The organism is Streptomyces sp. NPDC005931 (genome assembly GCF_042871235.1).
In the GTDB taxonomy this organism is placed as follows: Bacteria; Actinomycetota; Actinomycetes; order Streptomycetales; family Streptomycetaceae; genus Streptomyces.
This window is the reverse complement of record NZ_JBIAIG010000018.1, coordinates 83,537-109,355: the sequence shown is the minus strand read 5'-3', so window position 1 is coordinate 109,355 and position 25,819 is coordinate 83,537. Positions and strand designations below refer to the sequence as shown.

The 25,819-nt window shown below is 71.2% G+C and carries 18 protein-coding genes and 1 pseudogene; 6 read left to right on the top strand and 13 right to left on the bottom strand.

Features of this window, described 5'->3' with window-relative positions; genetic code table 11:
* Positions 1 to 183: 183 nt before the first annotated feature.
* Positions 184 to 840, bottom strand: a complete 657-nt coding sequence (locus tag ACFYOV_RS30045) for a response regulator transcription factor (protein WP_389092995.1) — start codon at positions 838 to 840, stop codon at positions 184 to 186.
* Between the two features lie 454 nt (positions 841 to 1,294).
* Between ACFYOV_RS30045 and ACFYOV_RS30040 the strand changes: the two genes are divergently transcribed.
* The gene (locus tag ACFYOV_RS30040; RefSeq protein WP_389092992.1) at positions 1,295 to 4,921 is read left to right on the top strand and encodes a BTAD domain-containing putative transcriptional regulator; all 3,627 of its coding nucleotides are present in this window, start codon (positions 1,295 to 1,297) and stop codon (positions 4,919 to 4,921) included.
* A gap of 528 nt (positions 4,922 to 5,449) precedes the next feature.
* Here ACFYOV_RS30040 and ACFYOV_RS30035 read toward each other — a convergent pair.
* The 3 genes from ACFYOV_RS30035 to ACFYOV_RS30025 all read right to left on the bottom strand — a co-directional run bounded on the left by ACFYOV_RS30035 (position 5,450) and on the right by ACFYOV_RS30025 (position 8,001).
* The gene (locus ACFYOV_RS30035) at positions 5,450 to 6,811 is read right to left on the bottom strand and encodes a tripartite tricarboxylate transporter permease (protein ID WP_389092991.1); all 1,362 of its coding nucleotides are present in this window, start codon (positions 6,809 to 6,811) and stop codon (positions 5,450 to 5,452) included.
* The gene (locus ACFYOV_RS30030; RefSeq protein WP_389092989.1) at positions 6,801 to 7,271 is read right to left on the bottom strand and encodes a hypothetical protein; all 471 of its coding nucleotides are present in this window, start codon (positions 7,269 to 7,271) and stop codon (positions 6,801 to 6,803) included. Before ACFYOV_RS30030 ends, ACFYOV_RS30035 begins: the two co-directional genes overlap by 11 nt.
* A gap of 484 nt (positions 7,272 to 7,755) precedes the next feature.
* On the bottom strand, positions 7,756 to 8,001 hold the full coding sequence (locus tag ACFYOV_RS30025; protein WP_389092987.1) for a hypothetical protein: 246 nt from the start codon (positions 7,999 to 8,001) through the stop codon (positions 7,756 to 7,758).
* Between the two features lie 193 nt (positions 8,002 to 8,194).
* Here ACFYOV_RS30025 and ACFYOV_RS30020 point away from each other — a divergent pair, with 193 nt between their 5' ends.
* Positions 8,195 to 10,624, top strand: coding sequence for a substrate-binding domain-containing protein (locus ACFYOV_RS30020; RefSeq protein ID WP_389092985.1), 2,430 nt, complete (start codon positions 8,195 to 8,197; stop codon positions 10,622 to 10,624).
* 488 nt (positions 10,625 to 11,112) lie between these two features.
* Positions 11,113 to 13,467 (top strand): collagenase, encoded by a 2,355-nt coding sequence (locus tag ACFYOV_RS30015; protein WP_389092983.1) that lies wholly within the window; start codon positions 11,113 to 11,115, stop codon positions 13,465 to 13,467.
* Positions 13,468 to 13,986: 519 nt separating this feature from the next.
* Here the strand turns inward: ACFYOV_RS30015 and ACFYOV_RS30010 are convergent.
* Positions 13,987 to 15,216, bottom strand: coding sequence for an epoxide hydrolase family protein (locus tag ACFYOV_RS30010; protein ID WP_389092982.1), 1,230 nt, complete (start codon positions 15,214 to 15,216; stop codon positions 13,987 to 13,989).
* 62 nt (positions 15,217 to 15,278) lie between these two features.
* Here ACFYOV_RS30010 and ACFYOV_RS30005 point away from each other — a divergent pair, with 62 nt between their 5' ends.
* Together ACFYOV_RS30005 and ACFYOV_RS30000 are read left to right on the top strand one after the other, a co-directional pair.
* Positions 15,279 to 16,241: a helix-turn-helix transcriptional regulator gene (locus tag ACFYOV_RS30005; protein WP_389092980.1), complete on the top strand. Its 963-nt coding sequence runs from the start codon at positions 15,279 to 15,281 to the stop codon at positions 16,239 to 16,241.
* Between the two features lie 59 nt (positions 16,242 to 16,300).
* Positions 16,301 to 16,621 (top strand): annotated as a pseudogene (locus ACFYOV_RS30000) (IS110 family transposase); the annotation flags it as partial.
* A 423-nt stretch (positions 16,622 to 17,044) separates the two neighbouring features.
* Here ACFYOV_RS30000 and ACFYOV_RS29995 read toward each other — a convergent pair.
* Positions 17,045 to 17,281, bottom strand: coding sequence for a hypothetical protein (locus ACFYOV_RS29995; RefSeq protein ID WP_389093032.1), 237 nt, complete (start codon positions 17,279 to 17,281; stop codon positions 17,045 to 17,047).
* Positions 17,282 to 17,498: 217 nt separating this feature from the next.
* Positions 17,499 to 17,927: a hypothetical protein gene (locus tag ACFYOV_RS29990; RefSeq protein ID WP_389092978.1), complete on the bottom strand. Its 429-nt coding sequence runs from the start codon at positions 17,925 to 17,927 to the stop codon at positions 17,499 to 17,501.
* 564 nt (positions 17,928 to 18,491) lie between these two features.
* On the opposite strand from ACFYOV_RS29990, the gene ACFYOV_RS29985 reads away from it, so the two are divergent.
* Complete coding sequence (locus tag ACFYOV_RS29985; protein WP_389092976.1) at positions 18,492 to 19,118, top strand: class I SAM-dependent methyltransferase; 627 nt, start codon at positions 18,492 to 18,494, stop codon at positions 19,116 to 19,118.
* Positions 19,119 to 19,149: 31 nt separating this feature from the next.
* Here the strand turns inward: ACFYOV_RS29985 and ACFYOV_RS29980 are convergent, their stop codons facing one another.
* From ACFYOV_RS29980 to ACFYOV_RS29955, 6 genes are all read right to left on the bottom strand, one after another.
* Positions 19,150 to 19,347, bottom strand: a complete 198-nt coding sequence (locus ACFYOV_RS29980; RefSeq protein ID WP_389092974.1) for a hypothetical protein — start codon at positions 19,345 to 19,347, stop codon at positions 19,150 to 19,152.
* Positions 19,325 to 21,154 (bottom strand): carbamoyltransferase, encoded by a 1,830-nt coding sequence (locus ACFYOV_RS29975; RefSeq protein ID WP_389092972.1) that lies wholly within the window; start codon positions 21,152 to 21,154, stop codon positions 19,325 to 19,327. Before ACFYOV_RS29975 ends, ACFYOV_RS29980 begins: the two co-directional genes overlap by 23 nt.
* 324 nt (positions 21,155 to 21,478) lie before the next feature.
* Complete coding sequence (locus tag ACFYOV_RS29970) at positions 21,479 to 22,396, bottom strand: SGNH/GDSL hydrolase family protein (protein ID WP_389092969.1); 918 nt, start codon at positions 22,394 to 22,396, stop codon at positions 21,479 to 21,481.
* A gap of 190 nt (positions 22,397 to 22,586) precedes the next feature.
* A complete protein-coding gene (locus ACFYOV_RS29965; RefSeq protein ID WP_389092967.1) occupies positions 22,587 to 23,534 on the bottom strand; it encodes an NAD(P)/FAD-dependent oxidoreductase in 948 nt (315 codons plus the stop codon).
* 3 nt (positions 23,535 to 23,537) lie between these two features.
* Positions 23,538 to 24,827, bottom strand: coding sequence for an MFS transporter (locus ACFYOV_RS29960; protein ID WP_389092964.1), 1,290 nt, complete (start codon positions 24,825 to 24,827; stop codon positions 23,538 to 23,540).
* Positions 24,820 to 25,737 carry a phytanoyl-CoA dioxygenase family protein gene (locus tag ACFYOV_RS29955; protein WP_389092963.1) on the bottom strand — a complete coding sequence of 306 codons (918 nt, stop codon included), beginning with the start codon at positions 25,735 to 25,737 and terminating at the stop codon, positions 24,820 to 24,822. Before ACFYOV_RS29955 ends, ACFYOV_RS29960 begins: the two co-directional genes overlap by 8 nt.
* Positions 25,738 to 25,819: the final 82 nt, after the last annotated feature.

The following is a 25,819-nucleotide window of genomic DNA, read 5'->3' as shown; positions in this document are numbered from 1 at the left end:
CTTTCGGAAAGGGGGAGGGGCCATTCGGCGGCGCGGGCCGCGGGCGGGGGAGACCGTCGCCGGGAAGACCGGCGAGGACGCGCACCGTCGTGGAAAGAGTGCCGAGCGGGACCACTCGGCCGCCAGGTACCGGGGTCGGAAGTGCCCGTTGTTCTCCCGTCGGTGCCCGTACGTGCCCACGCTTCAAATCAAACCGGAACGTATGGCGTAAGAAACGGCATGGGCACGGTTGCGCACCTCAAGCCGACCCATCATGCGGTAGAGAATGTTCTTCACGGTTCGCTCGGAATAGGCCAACTTCTCGGCGATCTCGGCGAGATCACAGCCCTCGGAGATGAGCCGCAGAATGTCGGCCTCCCGCATCGTCAACTGCCGTTCGGTCGCCAGTTCCTGGGGAATGAGCACGTCGCGGTAGGTACGCTGGACCTGGTCGAGGAGCCGGCCCTGCAGGTCGGGCGGCAACGCTCCGGCCCCCTCCCGCAGGTCGAGCAGGGTGCGGGTGAATGCCTCACGCGTGGTGTCCCGCCGCCAGAGCACCGCCCGCACGCCGCATTCGACGGCCAGCGCGATGTCGGCCTTCCAGCGCGAGCCGACGATCAGCAGGAACGGCCCGGTCGTGCCCTGTGCCGCGAGTCCCCGCAGCACCCTCAGGGTTTCGGCGGTGACGGTCTCGGCGGCGAGGACGGTGACGTCCGCCCGGATCTGTTCGTCCCCTTCGGGCGTACCGGCCGGTGACAGGCGGGAGTCCTCCTCCAGATACCCGGCCAGCCCGGTGTACGTGATGTGGTCGCAGGCGTGCAGGGCGACCCGTACGACCGACCGGTCCCCACGGGCCTGCATGACCGGCCTCTTCATTGCGACTGCCCCACTGCCGGAATGGGCATTCGGTGTGTCCACATCAAGAATCCTCTCCTTGTCGTGCCCTGGCGCCGGAATTTTTGCGCGATCAGGTGAGTGGCGGCACGGGAAATGAGGCACCGGCCGCGGACCCGGAACCAACGTGTCACAGGCGCCTTGCCGGTTCCTCGACCGCATGCGTGGCAGCAAATTCGCCATTCTTGCCGCGAACTTGAAGCACGCTTGGACTCCCCTTACCGCCTGTGTCATGATCAGGTTGCTGGACGGGGGTGAGGGGTTCGTGCGTCGTACGGCGGGACGACCGAGAAATTGAAGCGGAGAACTGATGCCGGTTCCCGGGGACCGTCAGAACCCACTCGCGCGGAATGGCACCCGGCTCCCAGAAGCAGTCGCCCACGCCCACGGTGAGGGTCTGCGACTGCGTCTGCTCGGACGAATGGCCGCGGACGCCGACGGACGCGAGGTCGAACTGGGCCCGCCGCGCCGCCGGGCTCTCCTCGCGCTGTTGCTGATGCGGATCGGGCACGTGGTACCCACCCAGCAGTTGCTGGACGAGCTGTGGGGCGACCGCCTCCCGGAACGCGCCCTCGCTTCCCTGCACAGTTACATCTCGCACCTGCGGCGCGCCCTGGCGCAGCACCTTTCGCACGACGACCGGACCAGGATCGTCCGCCGTGTCTCCGGCGGTTATGTGTTGGACCTCCCACGGGAGCAAGTGGACGTGCACCGCTTCGAGGACGCGGTGACGGAGGGGCGCCGACTGCACCGTCAGGGGCGGCATGCAGGGGCCAGGGACCGGCTGGGCGCCGCCCTGGAGATGTGGAGGGGCGCCCCCTACGAGGAGTTGATCGACTATCCGCCGCTCGCCGAGGAGAGTGAACGCCTGGCCAGGGTCCGGCTCTCCGCGCTCGAGACGTGGGCCGACGCCTTGCTCACCCTCGGCGATCCGGAGCCCGTCGCCGACCTCGACGCCGAGGTGCAGGCGCACCCGGGACGTGAGCGGCTGGCCGCGCTGGTCATGACGGCCCAGTACTACCTGGGGCGGCAGGCCGACGCACTGTCCGTGTACACGCGCACCCGGGACTGGCTGGCACACGAACTGGGCGTCGACGCCGGTGAGGAGCTTCAGCGGATCCACCGTGCGATCCTGCGCCAGGAACTGCCCGCCCGCCCCGCTCGGCCGCCCGGCACCGCGGGGCCCGGCACCACAGGCCCCGTGTCCGGAAGCTTGGCGGACCTGCCGCACACCCTGCGGGAGAACATCCTGCCCGGGGACGCTGCGGGAACCTCAAACTCCGCCGTCGAACCCTTGAATGACGGTACGTCAGGCACCGGCCGGACGGGAGCCGGTCCGTCGGGGGCGAGAGAGGGCGGACCGGCGGCGGACGGAGCCCTCGACATCGAGCAGTCGTCCGCGTCGGTGACGCGTGACGGGGCAGGCCGGGGCGCTGCCGCGCTCCCGGGGGCTCCCGCACGGGAACTCGCCGCCTTCGGTACGGCGTCTCCTCCCGCCTCCGGTGGCGAGGCGTACGGATCCCTGGCCGGTCGTGGACCTGCATGGCCCCAGCCGCCGGGCGGCGCCGGGCCGTGGCGCCGCTCGTCCTTGGCTCATCCGGCCCAGCCCGTTGCTCCCTCACCCGATGCCGAGCCCGGCACACCCGTGGCTCCGGCAGCACCCTTCCCCGGGACTCTGCCGCCCGAGCCGGGGCAGCGGCCCTTCGTCGGCCGTGACCACGAACTGGCGGCCCTGCGCGTGCTCGTGTCAGACGTTCTGTGCGGCAACGGACGGCTGGCCGCAGTCCTCGGTGAACCCGGCATCGGCAAGTCCCGGCTGCTGGGCGAGGTCGCCGAGCGGCTGCGCAACGAGCCCCTGGAGGTCGTGAGGGGACACTGCTTCGCCGGACGGGACGCCCCGCCGTACTGGCTGTGGACGCAGGTTCTGCGGCAGCTGGCAGCGTCGCGGGCGGACGCCTACCGGTCCGTCACTCGGAGCTTCGGTGATCTCCTCGCGCCACTCTTCGACGGCCGCCCCGACGGCAGCGACGCCGACGGTCGGCGGGACCGGCGCCCGGACGCTGCGGCGGATCGTTTCCGCACCTACGACGCCGTGTGCGAAACCCTGCTGACACTCGCGGACGCCTTCCCCCTGCTGCTGCTTCTGGAGGACCTGCACTGGGCGGACGCCCCCTCGTTGCACCTGCTGCGTCTGCTGACGAGCCGGCTGAACGGCAGATGCCTGGGCATCGTTGTCAGCGCGCGGACCTGGGAGATCGAGCGTGATGCCGCACTGGGCGAGGCCCTCGGAGCGACCCTGTGGAGCCCCCGCACGGAGACGGTACGGCTCATGGGCCTGCCCGAGGATGCGGTACGGGTGATCGTCTCCGCCGTATCCGGGCCGGGCGTCGCTCGTGAAACGATCCAGTACCTCCACGAACGCAGCAGGGGAAACCCGTACTTCGTCCACCAATTGATGTCTCTCCTCGGCGACGCCTCCCGACTGCACGACCCGCAAGCAGCCCGGATGATGCTCACCCGCATCCCGTCGGGAGTGAAAGAGGTGCTGACGCGGCGGTTCGAGAGCCTGCCGACAGCCACCCGTGACCTCCTACGGCTGTGCGCCGTCATCGGGTCGGAGATCGACCTGCGGCTGCTGACGGAGGTCGCCGGCCGCACCGGGGCGGCAGGTGAGGAACTCGAACCCGCGATCCGATCCCAGCTGCTGGCCGAGGACCCGGCGCGCCCCGGGCAGCTGCACTTCACCCATGCCCTGGTGCGGGAGACTCTGTACGGCGAACTGACCCTGCACCGGCGGTCCGAGCTGCACGCCCTGGTCGCGCAGACCCTGGCGACCAGGGGCACACAGGCGCCCGGCTGCCGGTACGAGGGCGTCGAGCGGCTTGCCCACCACGCCTGGGAGGCCTCGCACGCGCTCCCCCCGGCGCAGGCCCTGCCCGCCCTGTGCCGGGCCGCGGAGGAGGCGGAGCTGCGACTCGCCTACGAGCAGGCCGAGCTTTGGCTGCGTCGGGCCATCGACCTGGTGCGGCTGCTGCCGGGGGAAGACTCCTCCGCGCGACTCCTGGAACAGAGGCTGCACATCCAGCTCGGGCAGACGCTCGCAACCACCCGCGGATACGGTGACGCCGGGGCTGAGGCTGCTTTCACCCGGAGCAGAGCACTCAACCCCGTCACGGGCGCACCGGACCAGCCCACCGTGCTCTGGTCGCTCTGCACGGCCAACCTGGTGACGGGCCGGTACGACGCGGCTCTGCGGTTCTCGGACCGGCTTCGCGCCATGCCGGGCCGTCCGCAGGACCCGGTCGCCTACCTCGGGGCCCGGTACGGACGCGGCATAGTCCTGCACGTACGGGGCAGCCTGCCCGAGGCGCTGGACCAGCTGGAGGACGCGGTGGACCGGGCCGACGCGCTGGGTGAGGAGGGCGGACGGCGCGTGGCCCGGCACTTCCAGCACGACCCGAGGATCTCCTGCCGCTCGTACGACGCGTTCACGCACTGGCTCCTGGGGGACACGGCCTCGGCGTCGACGCGCCGGGCCGAGTTGCTGGCACTCACCTCTCGTGACAGCCGGCCCAACGATCGGGCTTTCGCCCTGTACGTGGACGCGGTGCTGGCCGGCCTTGAAGGGGACGTCCACACGGCCCGGCGCTCCGGTGAACTCGGCCGGGAGGTCGCCGGCCGGTACGGGCTGCACTACTGGCGGGCCATGTTGAGTGTCTGCGAGGGCTGGGCGGTCGCCCACGGCGGCGAGGGGGAGCGGGGCATTGCGTTGCTGCGTTCCGGGGTGACCGGCCTGACCGCGTCCGGGACCTTCATCCGGCTCCCCCTGCACTTGGGCTTCCTGGCCGAGGCGCTGTACCACGTGGGCCGCACCGCCGAGGCCGTCACGACTCTGGCGCAGCTGACCCGTGAGGTGGAGGCCCGCGGGGAGCGTGTCTATCTGCACGACCGCCTTCTCGCGACCGGCTTGATGCGGCTCCTGCCGGGCGATGTAGTGGAGCCGTCCCGGCGGGGGGAAGCCCGGCCCGGCGGTGGGGCGGCGGGCTGAGGGGGGCGGGCGGCGCCGGCCTGGGCGGACCGGCAGCGACATGGGGCGGCGGGCCTGTCCGGCGAGACCTGTTGGCCGCAGCCGCGTCGCCCCCCATGCCATGGCGGGGCCGACGACCTCGTCCAGGACCAGGCCACGCTTGTGCGGTTGGCGGCGTGAGCGGCGCCGAGCGAGCCCTCTGGCTCTCCCTGTTGTGGCCGCACTGACGGCACGCTGAGCAGGGACTGGTGAAGCCGCGTCGCTCACGCCCGTGTGGCGATCCTCCAGGCGTCGCCGACAGTCCGTGCCAAGGTCGAAGCCGAGTTCCTGGGGCACCACGCGACTGGATCCCGGTACGCCGCGCGTACAGAATCCAGCACCGTGCCTGCCGGGCCCGGCAACGGCTCGCGGCACGCTCAGCAGCTTCGCGAACCGTCGAGTCGAGCGAGCGGGCGGCCTCGATGGTGGCCGGACCTCCGGCGGACGAACTCGGCTTCTCGCAGCGGTCGGGATGCGGAAGGCTTCGGCCTGGCGGCCGTCGGGTGTCCGTCAGGCGGGGAGGAACAAGGGGACGAACAGGGTGGCGACGTAGAAGGCCATGTACTGCGCACCGGACGTCATGCCGAGCAGCCGGTTGAAGGCTCCGGCCAGTCCGCCGACGGCGATCGTGATGATCAGTCCAATGGCCCCGCCCTCGTACCAAGCCACCACGCAGATCAGCCCGGCGAACGTCCCGATGAGCGCCTCATGACTGATCCTGCGTGCCACCCAGGCGCTGGCTGTGCGGGCGTACCTGATCGCCAGGGGATAGACGGTAAGCGCGGCGATGGCGACGGCCAGCAGTCCGAAGACGAGGAACTGCCGGGGGGACAGCAGGGTGTGCAGGTTGTGTATGCCACCGTCCACGGTGAAGACCGGGGGCGCGTGGAACAACGCCGCAGCCGGTCCTGCGGCGACGGGGCTGAGGGGCAGACCGAAGGCGATCAGAGGGATCAGGGTCTCGGCCACGTACGTCGACTCCGTGGTGCCGTTCTTGACTGCCATCAGGGTGCTCAGCCGCTGGTAGGGGTGCTTGAGCCGGGAGCCGACGACTTGGCCGGCCATGACGGCGGTGGCCACCGGGCTCAGCATGAAGGTCGCCGAGGTCACCACTGCGGTGGCCGCGGTGGCACCGGTCTGCCCTCGGGTCAGTATGCGGAAGGGACTGGCGGACCACCCGTGCGGGGGGACGGCTTCCGGGGCCAGCGAGAAGGCCTTGCCTCCACCACGCGGTAGCGCATCGCGTCCGGAGGGGGACAAAGCGATGAGGAGGTCCACCACGAGGGGCCCGGTCGCAATGCCGAGGAAGAAGGCGATACTCAGCGGCTTGTCCAGAGCGCTCCGGGCGACGGTGCTCAGCGCCGCGAGGGCGAGCACGAAGGGGACCAGCCCGGCCACGGCGGTCCAGCGGCCGGGTGAGAAATACGCCACGAGGAGCGCGCCGACCAGGAACACGTAGGGCACGACCTCCTGCACCGGCTCGGCGAAGGGCGCCAGCAGTACGGCGACGCCCACTGCGACCGGGACGGCGATGGTGGCGGAGAGCAGCCCACCGGCCAGGGCCTTGCGCAGGGCGATGTGTGGGGCGCCGATGCGGCGCATCGCCCGGGCGTCCTCCAGCAGCGGCACGGCCGTGGTATCGCCGGGTATCCCGAGCAGTGTGGTGGGGATCGCGTGAGTCATGTGCTTGGACACCGCCGCTGCGAGAAAGAAGGTGATCACACCAGCGGGCGGGACGCCGAGCAGCACCACCAGCAAGGTGAGTGGGCCGAGCGTCGAGGTCTCGTCCGACCCGGAGACCAAGCCGATCCCCGCGAAGACCAGAGCACCCGCCATGCCCATGGCCAGGGCCCATAACAGGTCAGTGGTCATCGTGATCCACGCCCTTCTTCGTGCCGGTGTCCGTCCCGGAGTCCTCCTGGTCGTCCATCAGGCCGAGTTCCTGCAGCTCACCGCGTACGCCGGCGGGCAGCTGGGCGGGCGTCGTCGTGTCGGAGTCCCGGGTCAACTCGGCCAGGGCCGCGCGCCGCATCGCCGTGGACGCTGTCGCGTTTTCGTCGGCGAAGAGGCGCTTGGGCGGGAAGAGCCGTGCGCAGACAGCCCCTGCCGCCAGGCAGCCCGTCAGTCCCATCAGCAGTGCGCAGCCGTCGGCCAGGGGCCGAAGGTTCAGCCATCCGCGCAGCACTGCGCGCGAAATGAGGAACAGCGGCAGGCCAGTGGTCACACCGATCAGCAATGATGCGCTCAGATGACGCAGATCCACGGTGTCGTTCCACACCTCGACGTAGGCCTGGTGCTCCCCGCGACCGGGAGGGGATGCGGTGGGTCTCATCGGACGTCTCCTTCTGGATGTGGACCACGCACGACCCGGTCAGCGATCAACCGGGACGTTACGAGCGGTAGCTCATCGGCGTGGCCCAGCGGTGACAGGGGCGTTGCGGACACGCAGCGACATGTCGCCGCGCTGGACGCCCTCGGGCGACAGGGTTCGAACTGCAACGAGTCCCGGGCCAGACCGACGAAGGTGATCATTCCACCCAGTCCGAGGCTGCGCCGCAGAGGGAGAGGTGAGGGGGGAGCAGAGAGGCGTACCTGCCCTACTCCCGGCCGCGTGCCAGTGAGCCCCGACTCGCCCGTGGCTCGGTGCTCCGAGCCGGCTCGCCGGGAGCAGCACGTCGAGGGCGTCGGTGCTGCATGCGTTCTTCGCGATCTGCAAGCACGCTTCGATCGCGCACCCGGCTGCCTGTTATGCGGGCCAGCTCGGGAACTACTGTACCGACGGGTGCGCAGGCGAGGTAGCAGGCGATCTCTTCCGCTCACTGTGAAGAGTTCTCCGGCGGGCCGATCAGCGAGCGCAGTGCCGGTACGGCCGAGCCCGCCGCGGTCAGACCGGTGAGCACGGCGGCCGCCACAGGTGCGCCGGTGAGCGCGGCCAGGCCGCCCGCCACCAGCCCGATGACAAGCGCGGTGAGCAGGACGACGGTGGTGTGCAGGGACAGGAACGGCGGTTCCGGGGCGGAGCCGCTCGGGCCGGAGTCTGCCGGCGGCGTTGTGTGCGTCATGCCAGCACCGTTGCACCGAACACGGCGCTGACCTGCACGAAGCGAACAACTCCGGTGTACTCCGATCAAGATGGGAGTGCCGCCGTACAGCCGTCGGCGTGTTCAGCCGTGTTCCACCGTGTTCCGACAAGGCCGGCGCTGTCCGGTTCGGTCTGTCCTACTCTGCTGTGCACGGTGCGATTGGGGGGACAGAGTGGCTGATTACCAGGCAGCGCTGCGCGAGCTCGGTGAGGCGCTCACCGAGCTGAAGCGGCGGCGCGGCGCTCCTTCCTACGACCGGATCCGCAGCCGCGGGGTCTCCTTGTTCGGGGAGTCGTCGGCGCTGTCGAAGGCATCGATGAGTCTCATGTTCGCCGGGCAGAGCGGCCCGAACTCACTGGACCGGCTGCTGTGGCTGGTGCGCACGCTGTTGTCGTACGACGGCGGCGCAGAGACGGACCCGCCCGGGCGGCAGGACCCCGAACTGGAGCCGTGGCTGGACCGGTGGAGCACTCTTGAAGCGTGCCGCACCGCTCGGCGCCGGCAGACGTCCCTGCCGGAGACCGAGCGGCCGAAGGCGGCAGCGGCGCCCGACCCGTCCTCGCTTCAAAACCTCCCCGAAACACCCGGACCGAGCGCCACGGACCGGGAGTTACGACGGCAGGGGAGACCGGCCGACACGCCGTCGCAGGCCACCCACGTGGGGATCAGCGAGGGCGCCTCGCATGACGACACTGCCCAGGAGCCGGGGCCTGCTCGCCCTCCGGAGCCGACGCCGGAGCCGCGGCACAGGCCGAGGTGGTGGCGGCGCAAGCGGATGGCAGGCGCAGCCGTCGGCCTGCTGGTGCTGGTCGCGGCGGCGGGCGTTGTGGGTTTGAACGGCGATGACGCTCCTGCCCCGGAGCCGCCGGACGCGAAGCTGCCCGCCTGCACGGGCCAGGTCACCGAGACGTTGCGGATCGCCTCCTCGACCGACAAGTCCGCCGTCCTGAAGGAGCTGGCACGCAGGTACGGAAAGCGCCGCAGTCACGGTCAGTGTGTGCAGGTCGCGGTGGACAGCATCGATTCGGGCACTGCCATGCAGACGCTGGCCCGGGGATGGATGAAGACGGACGGCCCGCAGCCCGACGTATGGTCACCGGCCTCGAGGATCTGGTTGCCGATCGCCCGGCAGCGCGCCAAGGACAAGGCGCTCGACCGGCTTCCTGCGACGGCCGGCCCCTCCATGGCCACCAGCCCGCTGACGATCGCCATGCCCGAGCCGATGGCCAGGGCGCTGGGCTGGCCCACCAAGAGGATCGGGTGGAAGGATCTCGCGTCGTTCGCGGGCCGTCCGGACTTCTGGAAGGATCACGGCCACCCTGAGTGGGGTGCCTTCAAGCTCGGCAAGACCAACCCCGAGTACTCGACCTCCGGACTGAACGCCACCGTCGCCGCGTTCTTCACCAAGACCGGCACCTCGGCCGAGATGTCTGCCAAGCACCTGATGGACACACAGAACCGCAAGCGCGTCCGCGACATCGAAAACGCCACGGTCCACTACGGCGACACCACCCTGACCTTCCTGGCCAACCTGCGCCGCGCCGACGACAGCAACCAGAGCACCTCCTACATCTCCGCGGTCACCGTCGAGGAGACCGCCGTCATCGCCTACAACAAGGGCTACCCCTGCGGCAGCGACTCGGTCGAGCCCGGCTGTGAAAGGAAGAAGCCCCCGCACACCAAGCTCGTCGCCTTCTACCCCAACGACGGCACCCTCTACAGCGATCACCCCTACATTCCGCTCAACGGCCTGCGGACCGCGCAGGAAGCCGTCGCCGAGGACTTCCGCGCCTACCTGGCCGGGACTCACGCCCAGGAACGCTTCACCGCACTGGGCTTCCGCATCGACCCGGCCAAGGCCACCGCGCAGATCACCCAGCACAACGGTGCTCAGCCCGGCGCCGCCCCCGAACAACTGGCGGCGCCCGCACCCGATGTCCTGGACAAGCTGTTGGTCACCTGGCGGGAGCTGCGCAAACCCGCCAACGTGCTGATCCTCATGGACACCTCCGGCTCCATGAACCAGGGCACCGGCAACCACCCGGACCGGCTCCCCGAAGAACCGAGCAAGCTCGACCTCGTCAAGGACGCGCACGGACCGCTCCTCGACGGCTTCACCGACCAGGACAGGGTCGGCCTGTGGAGTTTCTCCGACAGCCGCAAGGTCCACCAAGCGCCATCACCCATGGGCGCCACGACCGGCGCAGGAAAGACCCACCGGGACGACCTCGAGGCCGGCATACAAAGACTCAAGCCCGAGGGCGCGACCGCGCTCTACGACGTCATCGACGACGCCGTCAGGGAACTGCGCCGCGACTACGACCCGGGCGCCATCAACGCCGTCGTGGTCCTGACGGACGGCCGTAACGAACCCAAGGACACACCGCCTCCGCTCGAAACGCTTCTCGGCCGCATCGGCGACCCCGATGAACCGGCTGTCCGGGTCTTCACCATCGCCTACAGCAGCACTGCCGACGAGAAGGCCACAAAAGGCAGGACCCCCCTCCAGGAAATCGCCGCACTCACCCATGCCCGCGCCTACAACGCGCGCGACCCCAAGACCATCAGCAAGGTCCTGACGAATGTGATCTCCAACTTCTGAGGTCGTCCGGACACCGGCCGCGCCGCACCCGGAACGGGCCCGCCGGAAGCCGGCCGCCCGCGGGCCGGGCTGCCCGGCCAGAGGCCTGCTCGCTCGAGAAGCTCGTCCGCGAAGGCACCTCGACGCTTGGCCGTGCCGCCCCAGGAGTCGTGGACGGTCGGTGTGAGGGGGTTGGCCGGGCTGGTACGGCGGGCGGTACGCCGCGTCATGGCGGCTGCGCTGCTTGCCACCGGCGGCAGGACAACTGGTGACCAAGCTCCTGCCGGACGGCGAGCCCGACAGCCTCCGGACGGCGTCGCTGGCGTCCTCCGGTGCCCCAGGAATGCAGCCCTCCGGATCCCGTGCCGACTGAGGGATTGTCAGTGCAATGTCACATTACTATGTTGCACGTCACACGGTAGTGGCATGTATCTGTCAGAAGTCCTGCCGCTCGCCGTGCGCACCGCTGCAAGGACCCATTCCCCCCGCCTCCGACACAGGAGCCGCAGGTGTCCCAGCGATCCAACGGCAGCCGCCGTTCCCTCCGCAGAGCCCTCCTCGCCGCAGCCGCCACGGTGACGCTGCTCGGGACCGGCGTCTGCAACGCGCCCACCGCCGAGGCGCACACGCCGCTCCAACCCCGCACCCTCACCGGCCCAGCTGTCCCCGCCAATGGCCACCCGCACGACGAGGTCGAACGTCTCGCCACCACACCACGGCCCACGCCGCGACCGGCACCCGCGCCCGGTGCGCGCACCGGCACCCGCGTCCCCGGCCCCCACACGCCGACTCCCCCCACGGCGGCCGGGGAGGACGCAGAGACCGCGTCCTCCCCGGCCGTCGCGTGCACCCTCGACGACGTCACCCGTCTCGGACCGGAGCAGTTAGCCGACTTCCTCGCCGACCCGGCCGTCACCGCCGACGGCTGCCTGCGCGACCTCATCTGGACCTGGGACGCGCGTCTCGCGCCGGCCATGTCCGATGCGCACGTCCAGGCCGTCTCCCGCCGCACCTCCGCCCTGGCCGCCACCCACGACGGCAGGAACGGCAGCCACCTGCTGGAGATGCTCACATACCTGCACGCGGTGGCCTACCACGACTTCTCCCGCAGCGAGATCGACCTCACCGACCCGCCCACCACCGAGGCGATGCGCCGCGCCATCCACGCCTTCGGCACCGCCCGCCGGTCCTTCGACGCGACGCGCACCAACGCCGAGTCGCTGCGCGAGGCGCTCTACGCGGGCAGCGCCACCGGACTGCGCCACTCGCAACTCGACCTGATACGCAAGGTGCTGGCCACCATGAACCCGTACCACACCACCACCTACAAGGACCCCTCCTGGGGAGGAGCGACCCTCGCCGCGCTCTCCGTGAACCACCTCGGCGTCTACCCGGGCAACAACGACACCGCCTTCCACACGCTCGTCGCACGCAACGCCCGCTACCGCCAAGCCTTCCGCGAGTTCTCCACCTACACCCACCTCAAGGGCACGCCCAACGAGTGGGTCGCGCGCGACGCCCTCGCCGAGTACGGCCGCCTCGGGCAGATCGCGCCCCTGACACCCACGATCGTGCCGGACCTCGGTGCGCTCCTCGCCCCGGTCGTCCGTAACTTCGGTCGCGGCAGCGCGCCCTGGGCGCGGCTCGCGTCCTGGCTCGACTTCTACGGAGCCTGCAAGCCCTACTCCGTCTGCAAGGACGACATCGAGCGGGAGATCTTTCCCCGGACGTACCGCTACGACAACGGGGCCATCAAGGTGCGCACCGGCCTCGACCGCCCCACCGTCGACCAGCTCTACTATGCGAGCAAGCAGGTCAAAACCCAGTTCCACCGGGTGCTGGGCACCGAGGAGCCGATCGTCGGCGACACCAACACCAGCCTCGCCGTCGTCCTGTACGCCTCCCGCGCGGACTACGAGAACTACCATCCGCTGCTGACCGGCATGGATACCGACAACGGCGGCATCTACATCGAGCGCAACGCGACCTTCTACACGTACCAGCGCCGCGTCCCGCAGGACTCCTCGCTCACCCTGGAAGAGCTGTTCCGGCACGAGTACGTGCACTACCTCAACGGCCGGTTCGCCGTGCCCGGTTACTTCGGCGAAGGACCCTGGTACGAGCGGGACCGCACCACGGCCATGGACGAGGGGACGGCTGAGTTCTTCGGCGGGGCCACCCGCGACGACGGTGTCGCCGCACGCAGGTCACTGATCCGGAGCATCATCGCCGACACGGCGAACGGCCGCCCGCGCATGGACGTCGACCGGCTGCTGCATGCCACCTACGAGGGTGACGGCTTCCGCTTCTACGCTTATGCGGGTGCGTTCTTCACCTACCTGTGGAGCGAACGCCCCACCATGCTGCGGGAGATGTACCGACACCTGCGGGCCGACGACCCGACGGCCTTCGACGCCTGGCGCGACGGGCTTGCCCGGGACGCCACGGTCCAGCGGGGCTACGACGCCTTCCTGGACGCCCGGATCGCCGAGGTCGACGACCTCTTCGTGCCGAACACCCGGTACATGCCCAACGACCGGCTGAGGGACGCCACCGCCGAGGCGGTGGGCTCCGCCTTCGCAGCGGCGACGGGGGTGACCCCGGTCTGCACCGACAACGGTGACCCGGGCATGCGGCGATTCGTCTGCACCGGCAGGGTCACCGCCCGCCTCGAAGACGCCGGAAGCCCGGACGGGGTCTTCCGGGACATGTCCGAGACGGTCGATCACTTCCTGCTCGACCGCACCTCCACGGCCTCGACCAACTTCGCCGACATGAACTGCTCGTTCGGCGAGGTGGAGATCTGGTCCGACCGGGGGACAGGCACCTCGGACTACCGGTGCGAAGGACCACTGCGAAGCTGAGCATGCCAGTCTCACGGCGTGCGACGACGTCCGTTCTGCCCACGACGTCCCCCGCACCATTGCCGCTGCACCACCGGAAGACGCCACGACTCCTGGGCCATTACGTCAACGCGACGCCCCTGAAAGGCGCGAACATAGGCCCCTACGAGGCCGCCCGCGTCCGCGCCTATCGGGTCAGCCGTCCCGCACGCCGCCCGTGCCGCCCGTGCTTCCCCTGTCACCAGCGGCCATTCAGTACCGTCCTCTCCGTGACCCGCCCGACCGGGCGGGTCACGGGTCAGAGGCGTTACCGGGAGGAGTTGCCGAGATGGGGCCACGCCGCCCAGCGGCATCTTCAGATGCGTGACGTGACAGCAGTGGGCGGGTTGACGCCCCCACCGGCGTGTTGCGTTCACCGCATGGCTCACACTGCGCTCAAAGCTGGCCCATGGTCAACTGGTCGGCTTCGGTACGTGCCGCCTGCGTGCCTAAAAGGAGCGGCTGTCACGCCCGGCCGTTGAGGGTTCGGGCGCTTTCCTCTCAGCGCAGCTTTCCGAAGAACTCGCGGACGTCGCTGACGAGCAGTTCCGGGGCTTCCATCGCGAGGAAGTGGCCGCCCCGGTCAAGTTCGGTCCATCGCACGACGTTGTGGTCGCGTTCGGCCCAGCGGCGGATGGTCACATCGTGGGCGGAGACCAGTACGGCGGTGGGCACGGTCCCCCGCGGACTGGCTGCCCAGCCGTTCTGACCGTCGCTCCACCCGGTGTCGCGCCCGGCGCCCGGGACAGTCCCGTCGTCTGCTGCGCCTTCGCTCCAGGTGCTCGCGGAGATCTCCTCGTAGTAAACCTGAGCGGCCGAGGCGGCGGTGGCGGTCAGCCAGTACAGCGAGACCTCGGTCAGAATGCGGTCCCGGTGGATACTGTCCTCGGGCAGTGCGTCTTCCGGATCTGTGAGCTCCTTGAATTTCTCCACGATCCAAGCCAACTGGCCGACAGGAGAGTCGGTGAGGGCGTAGGCGACGGTCTGCGGACGCTTGGAGTTGCACTGCAAGTAACCGTCGTTGAAATTCTGCATCCGCTGCCAGCGTCGCTGCTCGCCCTCCGTCAGGCCGTCCATCTCGCCCTCCACCCCGGCAGGAAACGTGACCGTCGCGTTGACGTGGACGCCCCTCACGTGGTCCGGTGCCTGCTTGCCCATCTCCAGGGCGACCCATGATCCGGTGTCGTACCCCTGAACGCCGTAGCTCGTGTATCCGAGGCGGGCCATCAGCTGGGCGAACGCCCCGGCCATCCGAGCCGTGTCCATGCCCGGCCCGTCCAGCGGCGTGGAGAAGGCGAACCCCGGGAGCGAGGGAATGACCAGGTGGAATGCATCGGCCGGATCGCCGCCGTGCGCTTCGGGATCGGACAGCGGCCCGATGACCTGGAGAAAGTCGGCGACCGAGCCCGGCCAGCCGTGCAGCAGCACAAGGGGCGTGGCGTCGACCCTGGGGGAGCGTACGTGCAGGAAGTGGATGTTCTGCCCGTCGATGGTGGTCATGTACTGAGGGAACGTGTTGAGTTCCGCCTCGTGTGCCCGCCAGTCGTAGGCGGTGCGCCAGTACTCGGCCAGGCCCTTCAGGTAGGCCACCGGGACGCCGCGGCTCCAGCCGACACCGGGCAGCTCATCCGGCCAGCGCGTGGCGGCCAGGCGGGCTCGCAGATCATCGAGCTGGGCCTGCGGTATGTCGATGCGGAAGGAGCGGATACTGCTGGCTGTCGTGTTCTCCATGGCTGCAACGCTAGGACTCGCTTAGGTCAGTTTCGGTCCTCACCTTCGGGCAGTCTTGCGGCATGCTGGACACCTCCGGGCGGCTGCTGAAGCTGCTCTCCCTGCTGCAGACCCACCGCGACTGGTCCGGGGCCGAACTCGCCGAACGCCTCGGCGTCAGCCGACGCACCCTGCGCCGCGATGTGGAGCGGCTGCGCGCGCTCGGCTACCCGGTGCACGCCACCCAGGGCATTGCGGGCTACCGGCTCGGAGCCGGGACCGCGCTGCCACCGCTGCTGCTCGACGACGACGAGGCCGTTGCCGTCGTCGTCGGTCTGCGCACAGCGGCCGGTGGATCAGTCGTGGGCATCGAGGGCGCCTCGATGCGCGCGCTCACCAAGCTCGAGCAGATGCTCCCACCCAGGCTGCGGTACCGAGTCACCACCCTGCACACCGCTACCGTCCGGGCCGGCGCGGCCCCGGCTCCCCAGGTTTCCCCGGACACCCTCATGGCCATTGCAGAGGCGTGCCGCCGACGCGAGCGGCTGCGCTTCGACTACATCAGCCCTCGCCGCAGCCCCAGCACCCGCCTGGTCGAGCCGCACAGCCTCGTCAGCTTCAACCGCTTCTGGTACCTGGTCGCCTGGGACACCGACCGCACCGCCTGGCGCACCTTCCGCGTCGACAGACTCACCCCACGCACGCCTACTGGACCGCGGTTCACCCCCCGAGAACTCCCCGACACCGACGTGGCCACCTATCTGGCCCACCAGCTGTCGTCGCGGACCTGGCCGTTCCAGGCCACCATCACCCTGCACGAGCCCGCCGCGGCGGTCACCGACCGGGTCTGGCCCGGCATGGGCGTCATCGAACCCGTCGACGATGACAACTGCCTCTTGCACCTGGGCGCCGACACCCCGCGCGACCTCGCCTGGATGATCACCTCGGTCGACGCCGATTTCACCCTCACCAACGCTCCACCCGAGCTCGCCGACGCCCTGCACGCCCACGCCGCCCGCTGCCTGAACGCCGTACGCGAGGCATAGGCGCCTGCGGCGTGGGCGGGCGGGGAGGGCGCGCGCCTGGTCGATTGCGCGTCGGGGAGGGCCGCCGCAGGCTGGTCGAGGTCGTCCCGCCGAGGGCACCGCGCATGGTCGAGCGGCTGGTCGACGACATCTTCGCCGCGCTCGACGAGCGGACCGTCGTCGTCCCGGGCACCGGCACTCTCGACGTGATCGTCCCTTCGCCGGCGAAGTCGCCGGCCGCCGTCCATGACCAACGCCGGGCTCTGGAAGCCCGGATCGAGGCCCTGCTGAGGTCCACCCTCTTTCCCAGGTACTGACCACGATGCCCGGCATGGGAGCCGGGACCGCCGCAGTCCCCCTGGCCACCGTCGACGACGGCAGCTCGTTCCCGAGCGGGCGGCCATCTGCGTGCCTTCGACGGCTGGGACCCGGAGGACACCGAAGTGCCCACCGGGCGAAGGTTGCGCTGTTCCGCAGGGTGCACGGTCTGCACACCCTGCGGCTGGACGAGGAACTGCCCCTGGTGGACAGGGTGGTGTCGGCGGCCCGGGACATCGTGACCGGGCTCGCCGAGCCGCATCGGGTGCGGTACGTGATCCACGCCCGGGCCATCCACCAGGTGGCACCGCCGGCGACGGACATCGCCCGGCAGGTCCGGGACCGGCTCGGGCTCGGTCACGCCGAGGCGTTGTCACTGACGCAGCAGAACTGCGCCACCGGGCTCGGCGCCCCCCCCGCGCTGTGGGCGCCGACCCCTGAGGGCCCGGGGGCCCGCTGTACCAACGGGTCTTCCCCCGGGCTCGTAGCGTCGCGTTCGGGGACCGTCAGTCGGCGTAGACCATGCCCTTCCAGAGACGTCCCGACTTGCGGCAGTCGTAGTCGTAGACGTTGGACGCCGACAGGTAGTAGTCCTCGTCGGCCCAGCAGCGAGACGCTGTGGAGTAGTACTCGCCAGTCGGCTGCCAGGTCGCCGTCGGAGCGGCATGGGCGGGTAAGGCGGCACCGCCGGCCAGCAAAGTGGCCCCTAGTACTGCACTGGCGAGCGAAACGCGTCGACGCATTGTTTCTCCTTCTGGGTCCGTGTGCCAGACGAGGTACCGAGGGCGGGTTCGTCCCTCGGGCTTCACCACTGACTGCAAGGGGCGTGCCATTGTTCGTCAGCCCTCTACGGCCATCGAACAAGGCAGTCGCGGCAGGGGCCGGAACGTTCCTCGAACATCGCGAGGGCCTGTCGTTCAACGGCGGGTGCGACTCTCATACCCCACGTGGGAGGAAAGGTCACCAGACGCGGCTGCAGCCGGCGGGTGCCCTCTCCGGGTAGTAGTTGCATACGTTGATCTGTACACCGTCCACGTTGTGCAGCGGGGTGGTGTACGTTCCGTTGACCTTGACCCGCTGGTGGGAGAACCACTTCCACTGGCCGTTCTGGTACTTCCAGTAGCTCAGGTACAGGCCGCCTGCCCAGCCGTCGCCCGTGCACTTGTCCCGGACGGTGATGTTGAAGTAGGCGCTGTAGGTGTCACGCCCCTGGGCATTGCCGGTCCAGACGTAGTTGTAGGTGCCGCTGGCGTCCGCGCAGAGATTGGTGCTCCTGCCGTAGACATCCTCCGCATGCGCCGTGCCCGAAAAGGCGACGGTGGCTGCGGCGGCCAGGGCCACCCCGACGCCGGCTGTCCCAATCCGCGACGCCAGACCCGACTTCCTCATTGCTGCTCCCTTGTGTGAGCTGTGCGCTGTGACGTGAGCGCTCTGACGGGGAACAGCTTGCGGATGCCGGAGCGGCAGCACAATGAAACCGTATGTCCCGGACAGCCCCAGTGCTGTCCGGCCCGGTCAGGTGCCTGTCCCGGACAGGGCGAGGCCACTTGTCCGGGACAGGCACCCGAGTCGAACGCACCGGCTGCGTCACTTTCCGCATAGGGCACCCGTACTGCAGAAGCACTCGTCACCGTCCCACCGCAAGACCGTGAGTGTTTCCCATGACGCCCTCGGCATCGTGCGTGCCCTGAACAGCGGCACCCAGATCTTCCGCAGCAGCCGTGTCGGCACAGTGATGTGCATGGCCCGCATCCATGAGGATCCGGCGCAGGTTGCCCCCGTGGAGCCCCAGGAGGGTTCCCGGAGTACGGGCTCGGCCCCCAGGTGCGGGCGCTCGTCAGCGAGTATTGCGGCCCGCCCCCCGGCGGGTCGCTCCGCGCAGGGCGGGGCCGTTTCGGCAGGAGGGGGGCGGATCGTGTCGCCAGGAGGGGCGCGGGTGCGTAGGCTCGCCCGATGACGCGGAGCGCAACCCTGGCCGGGGTCTTCGACGACCTTGCGCCCGGCTACGACCATGACCACCACGAGGCGGTCGCGCGGGCCCTGCTGGACCTGGTGGGCGCCGGACCGGCCGAAGCCGTCGCCGACGTGGCCTGCGGAGCGGGTGCGGTGGCCCTGCAACTCGCGCGGAGCCGCCCTTCCGCCGCGCCGCCGGTCCTCGCGGTCGACGTGTCGCCCGGCATGATCGCGGCGGGCCGGTCGCGTGCCGCTTCCGCCGCTGTGGCCGCCGCGATCGACTGGCGCCTCGCCGACGCCGTCCCCCTGCCGGTCGCCGACCACTCCCTCGACGTCGTCCTGTGCGCCTCCTCGCTGCACTTCCTGGGCGCACGGGTGCTGGACGACTGGCGGCGCGCGCTGCGCCCGGGGGGACGCGTGGGGTTCACCCTTCCGTCCGCCACCCACTTCCGGCCCTCCGAGCGGTTCTCGGCGCTCCTCGCGGCGGACGTCCCGCTTCCGGCCGGCGCCGAGGACGCCGAGGCCTGGATCACGGCGCACGGCTTCGCCGGCGCCGTCTCCCGCGTCCACACCCTCGGCACCCGCCGGGTGGTGGTCACCACGGCCACCACGCCGGACGACCGCTGATCCCCTGACGCGCGGCGGTGGCGACAACGGCTCAGCCGCGCCGCGTTGTTGGTGACCGGGGCCGGTCCTGGTCCGGCGGCTCCAGATAGCCGGCCCGGTGCGGGTCCCAGGACAGGCGCAGGGGGTCCCGTACGGTGCGGACGCACCAGCCGAGGGGGGTCAGCACGCCGAAGTACAGCACGGCCAGGCCCAGTTCCCCCAGGCGTTCAGTCCAGCGGGATCGCGGCACGCCAGTCGTCCTCCTCCCGCCACACGGGCTGGTTCCGCTTGTCCAGCAGGAAGTCGCCCAGCACCAGCAGGTCCATCCGGGTGCGCATGAAGCACGCGTACGCCTCCTCGGGGTCGCGCACGATGGGCTCGCCGCGCACATTGAAGGAGGTGTTCACCAGCACCGGGCAGCCCGTCCGCCGCCGGAACGCGGACAGCAGCGCGTGGAAGCGGGGGTTGTGAGCGGCGGAGACGGTCTGCACCCGGGCCGACCCGTCCACATGCGTCACCGCCGGGATCACCGAACGCGGCACCCGTAGCAGGTCGAGCCCCGTCAGTCCCCGGGCCTCCTGCTCGCACTCCCGGAGCCGGGCGGCCGCGACGCGCGCCGTCCGCAGCATGTACGGGCTCTCTCCGTCGAGGTCGAACCAGTCCTTGGCGTCCTCGGCGATCACCGCCGGGGCGAACGGCCGGAAGCTCTCCCGGAACTTGATCTTCGCATTCAGGGCCGACTGGGCGCCGGGATCACGGGGATCGGCCAGGATCGACCGGTTGCCCAGCGCTCGGGGACCGAACTCCATACGCCCCTGGAACCAGCCCACCACCTTTCCCGCCGCCAGCTCCGCGGCCACTCGCTCGACCAGCTCCGCCTGCGCCAGACGCACGGCCGGACAGCCTCGCCGCTCCAGGAACCGGGTGATCTCCGCCGTGTCGTACGCGGGCCCGAGCAGGGCGCCCGCCATCGCGTCCGTACCGCTGCCCACGTGCGTACGCGCGGCCCCCCGGCCGTACGACTCCGCGAGGGCCACCCCCAGCGCGCCACCGGCGTCCCCGGCAGCCGGCTGCACCCACAGCTCGTCGCAGACGCCCTCGTCCATGAGCCGCCCATTGGCCACGCAGTTGAGCGCCACGCCACCGGCCAGGCAGAGCCGTCGCTCGCCGGTGCGTTCCAGCGCCGTTCGGGCCAGCCGCGTCACCACCTCCTCGGTCACCGCCTGGACCGACGCGGCCAGGTCGAACTCCCGCTCCGTGAGCGGCCCCTCGGGGGTGCGTCGGGGGCCGCCGAACAGCTCCTCGAAGGCCCGGCCGGTCATGGTTCGGCCGTACTGGAAGGTGAAGTGGCGCAGGTCGAGCCGGAACGACCCGTCCGCCTTGACGTCGATCAGCCGCTCCCGGATGAGGGGCGCCCAGCGCGGCCTGCCGTACGGCGCGAGCCCCATCAGCTTGTACTCGCCCGAGTCGGCCCTGAAGCCGCAGAAGTGGGTGAACGCCGAGTACAGCAGACCCAGTGAGTGCGGGAAGCGCAGTTCGGCGAGCGACACGAGTTCGGTGCCCCTGCCGTGCCACAGCGTCGTCGTCGCCCACTCGCCGACCCCGTCGACGCACAGCACCGCAGCCGACGGGAACGGGCTGGGCAGGAACGCGGAGGCGGCGTGCGAGGCGTGGTGCCGGTGTGCCACCACCGGCGGCAGCGGCCCCCCGCCGGACAGCTCCCGCAGCCGCGCGTGCACCTCGTCGAGGGCGTGCCGCTTCCAGCCGGCCCACTGCGGGAAGGACCGGCGGAACACCGGGAATCCGTGGGGCGCCGTGGCCAGCCAGGTGGCCATCACCCGGCGGAACTTCAGCGCCGGGTCCTCGTAGAACGCCACGGCCGCCAGCTCGTCCGGGCGCAGTCCGGCCTCCTCCAGGCAGTAGGCGACGGCCCGCGCCGGGAACCCGGGGTCGTGGCGGCGTCTGCTGAACCTCTCCTCCTGCGCCGCCGCCACGGGAACGCCCCCGATCACCACCGCTGCCGCGCTGTCGTGGTAGTAGGCGGAGATCCCGAGCACCGGACCGTCCCGGCCGGCGCCGTCGCCCCCGTTCCCCCCGGTCCCGTCCCCTCCGGTCCGGCCCCCACCAGTCCGCGTCGCCACGTCAGAAGAGCGGGTAGACGGAGGCGTCGTCCTCGGGCTGCGCCCGCAACCCGCGCGGTGCCGGGGACGCCGGAGGTGCCGGAGGCGGTTCGGCCGTCCGGTCCGCCACGGGCGGAGGATCCGCCTGGTCCCGGGCGCCGGTCGACGCCCCGCCGCGGTGCCGGGCGCGCAGCCGGGCCACGAGGCGACCGACCGCCCCGCGGGGGCCCGCCCCGTGCTCCTGATCCTGACCCGGGCCCGTCACGTCAGGTCCAGACGGTGCGCCAGCTGCCGGGCCACCAGGTCGTACCCCAGGTCCGTGCAGTGCACCCGGTCGATGAACAGCCAGTCCTCCGGCGCGGCTGCCTCGCCGAGCGCCGTGTTCATGTCGAGGAACGGCACCTCCAGCGCGGCGCACCCGGTCGCGAGCCGCTCGGCGTAGGAGCGGCCGACCGCCATCGTCGAGATGTCATGGTGGAACCGGCGGAAGTTGGACACCTCGTCCAGTTCCTCGAAGAGGAGCCGCTCCCGGGGCAGGGGCTCCTCGCGCACCCACGGCGCGAGCGGTTGCAGGACGTACGTCAGCTGCGCCCCGAGCCCGTCCGCGAGCAGTTTCCAGCCGCTCAGGTGACGCAACGTCAGCTCCGTCGCGTGGGCGACCCGCCGCTCCGGCGGGGGGACGACGTCCGGGGCGGGACCGCAGTCGAAGAAGGCGCCGTGGCGGCCCTGCTTCTCCTCGGGCAGCCTGCTGAGCACCAGGTTGTTCACGCCCGACAGCAGGACGATGTCCTCGACGGGCGGCAGCTCGTGCTGGAACAGGGCGCACAGCAGCAGCTCCTGGGCCGAGTTGTGGCTCTGCCCGGCGAAGTTCAGCCAGGGCAGCCGCGGCGCGTGCGCGTTCCACAGGCGGGCGCTGATGGTGGCGGCGTCCCCGGTGGCGCCGACGCCGAACACGGCGGAACTGCCCGCCAGCACCCGTACGGGTCCCTCGGGCCGGTCGTCGCCAACCGTGGCCCGCTGCCCACCGGGACCGGGTGTGACCCGGAAGCCGTGCCGGTCGGTGGTGTAGACGGGGGTCTTCTCGCCACCGTACTGGAAGTAACCGAGATACGGCTGGTCCTCCAGGACGAACGTGTAGTGCTCCATGTGCGGGGTGTGCGTGGCGCGGGGTGACGTCATCGCTCGGGTGGCTCCCGTCGGTAGGCGTGTGAGGGTCCCGGGCCCGGTGGTGAGCCTGTGAGCGGCCCGGGGGTGGGCGCTTCGGTCGGGGCGGAGGGCGCGGAGGCGGGGCGGGAACGGGTGCGGAGGGGTGCGCGGAAGTGACGCGCAGGGCCCGGTGGAGGGGGACGCGACGGGGGTGCGACGCCGGTCAGTGGCCCGGCCCCGGGGCCGGGAGCGGAGGCGGCGGCGCCGGGAGGGATCCGGGCCGGTCCTCCCGGATCAGGTCGGCGTTGACGGCCATGGCGGCCAGTCCGCCGCTGGCCGCGGCCATCGCCGCCTGCTGCATGGTGCGCCCGAGGTCACCGGCCACGTACAGCCGGGGGACGCTGGTGCGGCCCCGGTCGTCGGTCTGCACCGACTCCAGGTCCGGCGCGTCGACCCAGGGGCGCAGGGGCTCCGTCCGGGGTTCCATGTCGAGGTGCAGGAACAGCGCCCCGTACGCGGCCGCGCCGCCGTCCTCGAACGCGACCCGCACGCCCTGGGGGTGCGGCTCCAGCCGCGCCACCCCGCCCGCACGCACCGGCACCCCGGCCGCGGCCAGCCGGTCCCGCTCGTCCCGGGGCAGTTCACGCCGGCCGGAGAGATAGGTGATGTCATCGGACCACACCGTGAGGGTCGACGCCAGGCATTCGCTGGGCACCGTTTCGCCGTACACGGCGAAGGGCCGCTCGCGGACCTCCCAGGCGTGGCAGTAGGGGCACTCGAACACCGTCTTCCCCCACAGGTCCGCGATGCCCGGTACGGCGGGCAGGACGGAGCGCACCCCCGCCGCGTACAGCAGGGTGCGGGCGCGAAAAGTGCCGGACTCCTTGGTGGCGACCACCACATGGTTGCCCTCGCCGGTCGCGGACACCACCTCGTCGTCCCGGAACGACACGTCGTACGCGGTCAGCTGGGCCCGGGAGCGGGCGCGGAAGTCGGCGATCGTCGCACCGTCGTTGGTGAGGACGTTGTGCATCACTCCCGCGGCCATGTTGCGGGCGTCACCGGAGTCGATCAGGAGCACCCGGCGGCGTGAACGGCCCAGGTAGAGCGCTCCGTTCAGGCCGGCCGGGCCGCCACCGACGATCACGGTGTCGTAGAGCTGCGTGTCCAATGGTCACCCCTTGTCGGGTAGGTCGGTCGGACGGGAGGGCGGGGGCTCGGCGCGGGGGCCGGCCGGATCGTCGCGCAGGGGAGCGAGCAGCAGCAGGGCGCCGACGGCGAGGACGGTGCCGCAGACGACGAACACCGCGGGGACGGAGAGGAGTTCGGCGAGCAGTCCGCCGAGGAGCGCGCCCACCGGCATGCTGCCCCAGGCGCACAGCCGGGAGACGCTCATCACCCGGCCCTGGAGGTCCTCCGGGGTGAGCCGCTGGCGCAGCGACATCACCGGGATGTTCCAGCCCATCATGAAGACGCCGTTCGAGGCCAGGGCCAGCGCCGCGAGCACGGGCACGGGCGCGGCGCCCAGCGCGGCGTACGCGGCGCCGGACGCGACCAGGGACCAGCGGGCCAGCCGTACGGGGGGCAGCCGGTCGGCCAGCCGGGGCGCCAGCCAGCTGCCCGCGACGGCGCCCACCGACCCGGCGGCCAGCAGCAGTCCGTACCCGGTGCCGCTCAGGCCCAGCGTGCGGTCGCTGAGCAGGACCAACATCGAGAAGGTCGCGGAGTAGACCAGGCCGTACAGGGCGCTGGCCGTCAGCGTGAGCCGCAGGGTGCGGTGGCGCAGGACGAAGCCGACGCCCTCCCGGACGTCCCGGAACAGACCGCCGCCCGCCTTCGGCCGGGGCGCGCCCGCGGTCCGGGGCAGGGGGGCGAGGCCCAGCAGGAGCAGCGCGGCCAGCGCGTACAGCCCGCCGCCCGCGGCCAGCGCCACCGCGGCCGCGAGCCCGGCGAGGAGCCCCGCCAGGGGTGGCCCGGCCGTCTCGCCGAGCACGATCTGCGCGGCCGACAGGCGGCCGTTCGCCCGCTCCAGCCTCCGTTCGTCGACCAGGCGCGGCAGCAGGGCGGGGGCGGCCGTGTCGGCCAGCGTCTCTGCGATGCCCAGCACGAAGGCGAGGGCGTACAGCAGCGCGAGCGGCCGGTCCTGGGCGAGCAGGAGGGCCGCGCCGGCCAGCGCCGCGGCCCGGACCGCGTTGCTGGCGAGCAGGACGAGCCTGCGGTCGGCCCGGTCCACCAGGACGCCCGCCGGAAGGGCGAAGAGCAGCCACGGAAGCATGTTCACGGCGGTCAGGCCCGCGACGGCCGCCGGGTCGGGGTGGTGCGCGACGACCAGCAGCGGCAGCAGCGTCCGGGTGATGCCGTCGCCCGCGTTGGAGGCCGCGGCCGAGCCCCAGAGCCAGCGGAACGGGCGGCCGAGCTCCGCCCCTCCCGCCGGGCGGGTCCCGGGCGAGGTGGCGCTAGCCAACGACGCTCCCTCCGTGCCATCCGCGCAGTCCGAGCAGCCGCTCACCCAGCTCCGTCAGCCGCGCCGGCCCGTACAGCTCGGCCTCGTCCTTACGCACCCCGCCCTCCGGCGGGTGCGGCGGGACGCGGTCCCGCCAGAAGCGGACCCGCGCCTCGCGCAGCGCGGTGTTCTCCTCCCACGCGGGTGCCATGGTCAGGTACTGCGCCATGCGCACCCGCCGCTCGGAGACGTTCGGGTGGACGCCGTGCGGCAGCATGCTGTTGAAGATGATGAGGTCACCGGGTGCCACCTCGGGGGTGGTGATGGGGTAGCCGGTGATGTCGGGGGTGATCGGGTCGCGGTCGGCGGGCTGGCGGCTCAGCCACTTCTCCCACTCGGCGAAGATCTCCGGCACGCACTGGAAGCCGCCGATCTCCTCGTCGCCCGCCGTCAGCGAGAGCACCGCCTGACAGGTCACCGGCGCGGGGTCGGCGGAGCTGTCGACGTCCCAGTGGATGAATCCGTCGAAGGCCCGCTCACCCCGGTTGGGCGGGTTGACGTTGGCGAAGTCGATGGTCACCCACAGGTCGTCCCGGTCCCAGATGTCGGCGAACGCCCCGTGCACCCGGGGTGTCTGGCGGGCGTCCCACTGGGCCTGGTGGTTGTACATCTCGACCAGTCCGCTGTGGCCGGGCAGCCGGTCGTTGCCGGTGTGCGGCGAGGTCCAGGTCGAGGGGTCGTCGGGGCGCATGTCGAGGAAGGAGCACAGCCCGTCCACGAGCGCGGTGACCGTCTCGGGTGCCACCGCCCGGCGGACGATGACATAGCCCTGCTCCGTCCACTGGGTCCAGTCGGCGGGGGACAGGACGCGCAGTGGCTGCGTCTTGCGGATGTCGCGCAGAGGGGTGGCGGGCGGTGGGGTGGCGGGCACGTGCACTCTCCAGGGGACGCCGGTACGGGGGGACGGGGCGAGTGGGCGCCGCCGCCCGCGGGGCGGGCGGCGGCGGGCGCGG

What these genes read in the sequence shown, in the direction of transcription:
- ACFYOV_RS30030 (WP_389092989.1), bottom strand. Translation starts at nt 7,271, where the DNA reads ATGAGACCCACCGCATCCCCTCCCGGTCGCGGGGAGCACCAGGCCTAC.
- ACFYOV_RS30040 (WP_389092992.1), top strand. Translation starts at nt 1,295, where the DNA reads ATGGCCGCGGACGCCGACGGACGCGAGGTCGAACTGGGCCCGCCGCGC.
- ACFYOV_RS29985 (WP_389092976.1), top strand. Translation starts at nt 18,492, where the DNA reads ATGACGCGGAGCGCAACCCTGGCCGGGGTCTTCGACGACCTTGCGCCC.
- ACFYOV_RS29990 (WP_389092978.1), bottom strand. Translation starts at nt 17,927, where the DNA reads ATGAGGAAGTCGGGTCTGGCGTCGCGGATTGGGACAGCCGGCGTCGGG.
- ACFYOV_RS30045 (WP_389092995.1), bottom strand. Translation starts at nt 840, where the DNA reads ATGCAGGCCCGTGGGGACCGGTCGGTCGTACGGGTCGCCCTGCACGCC.
- ACFYOV_RS29970 (WP_389092969.1), bottom strand. Translation starts at nt 22,396, where the DNA reads ATGACGTCACCCCGCGCCACGCACACCCCGCACATGGAGCACTACACG.
- ACFYOV_RS30010 (WP_389092982.1), bottom strand. Translation starts at nt 15,216, where the DNA reads ATGGAGAACACGACAGCCAGCAGTATCCGCTCCTTCCGCATCGACATA.
- ACFYOV_RS30035 (WP_389092991.1), bottom strand. Translation starts at nt 6,811, where the DNA reads ATGACCACTGACCTGTTATGGGCCCTGGCCATGGGCATGGCGGGTGCT.
- ACFYOV_RS30025 (WP_389092987.1), bottom strand. Translation starts at nt 8,001, where the DNA reads ATGACGCACACAACGCCGCCGGCAGACTCCGGCCCGAGCGGCTCCGCC.
- ACFYOV_RS29995 (WP_389093032.1), bottom strand. Translation starts at nt 17,281, where the DNA reads ATGCGTCGACGCGTTTCGCTCGCCAGTGCAGTACTAGGGGCCACTTTG.
- ACFYOV_RS30005 (WP_389092980.1), top strand. Translation starts at nt 15,279, where the DNA reads ATGCTGGACACCTCCGGGCGGCTGCTGAAGCTGCTCTCCCTGCTGCAG.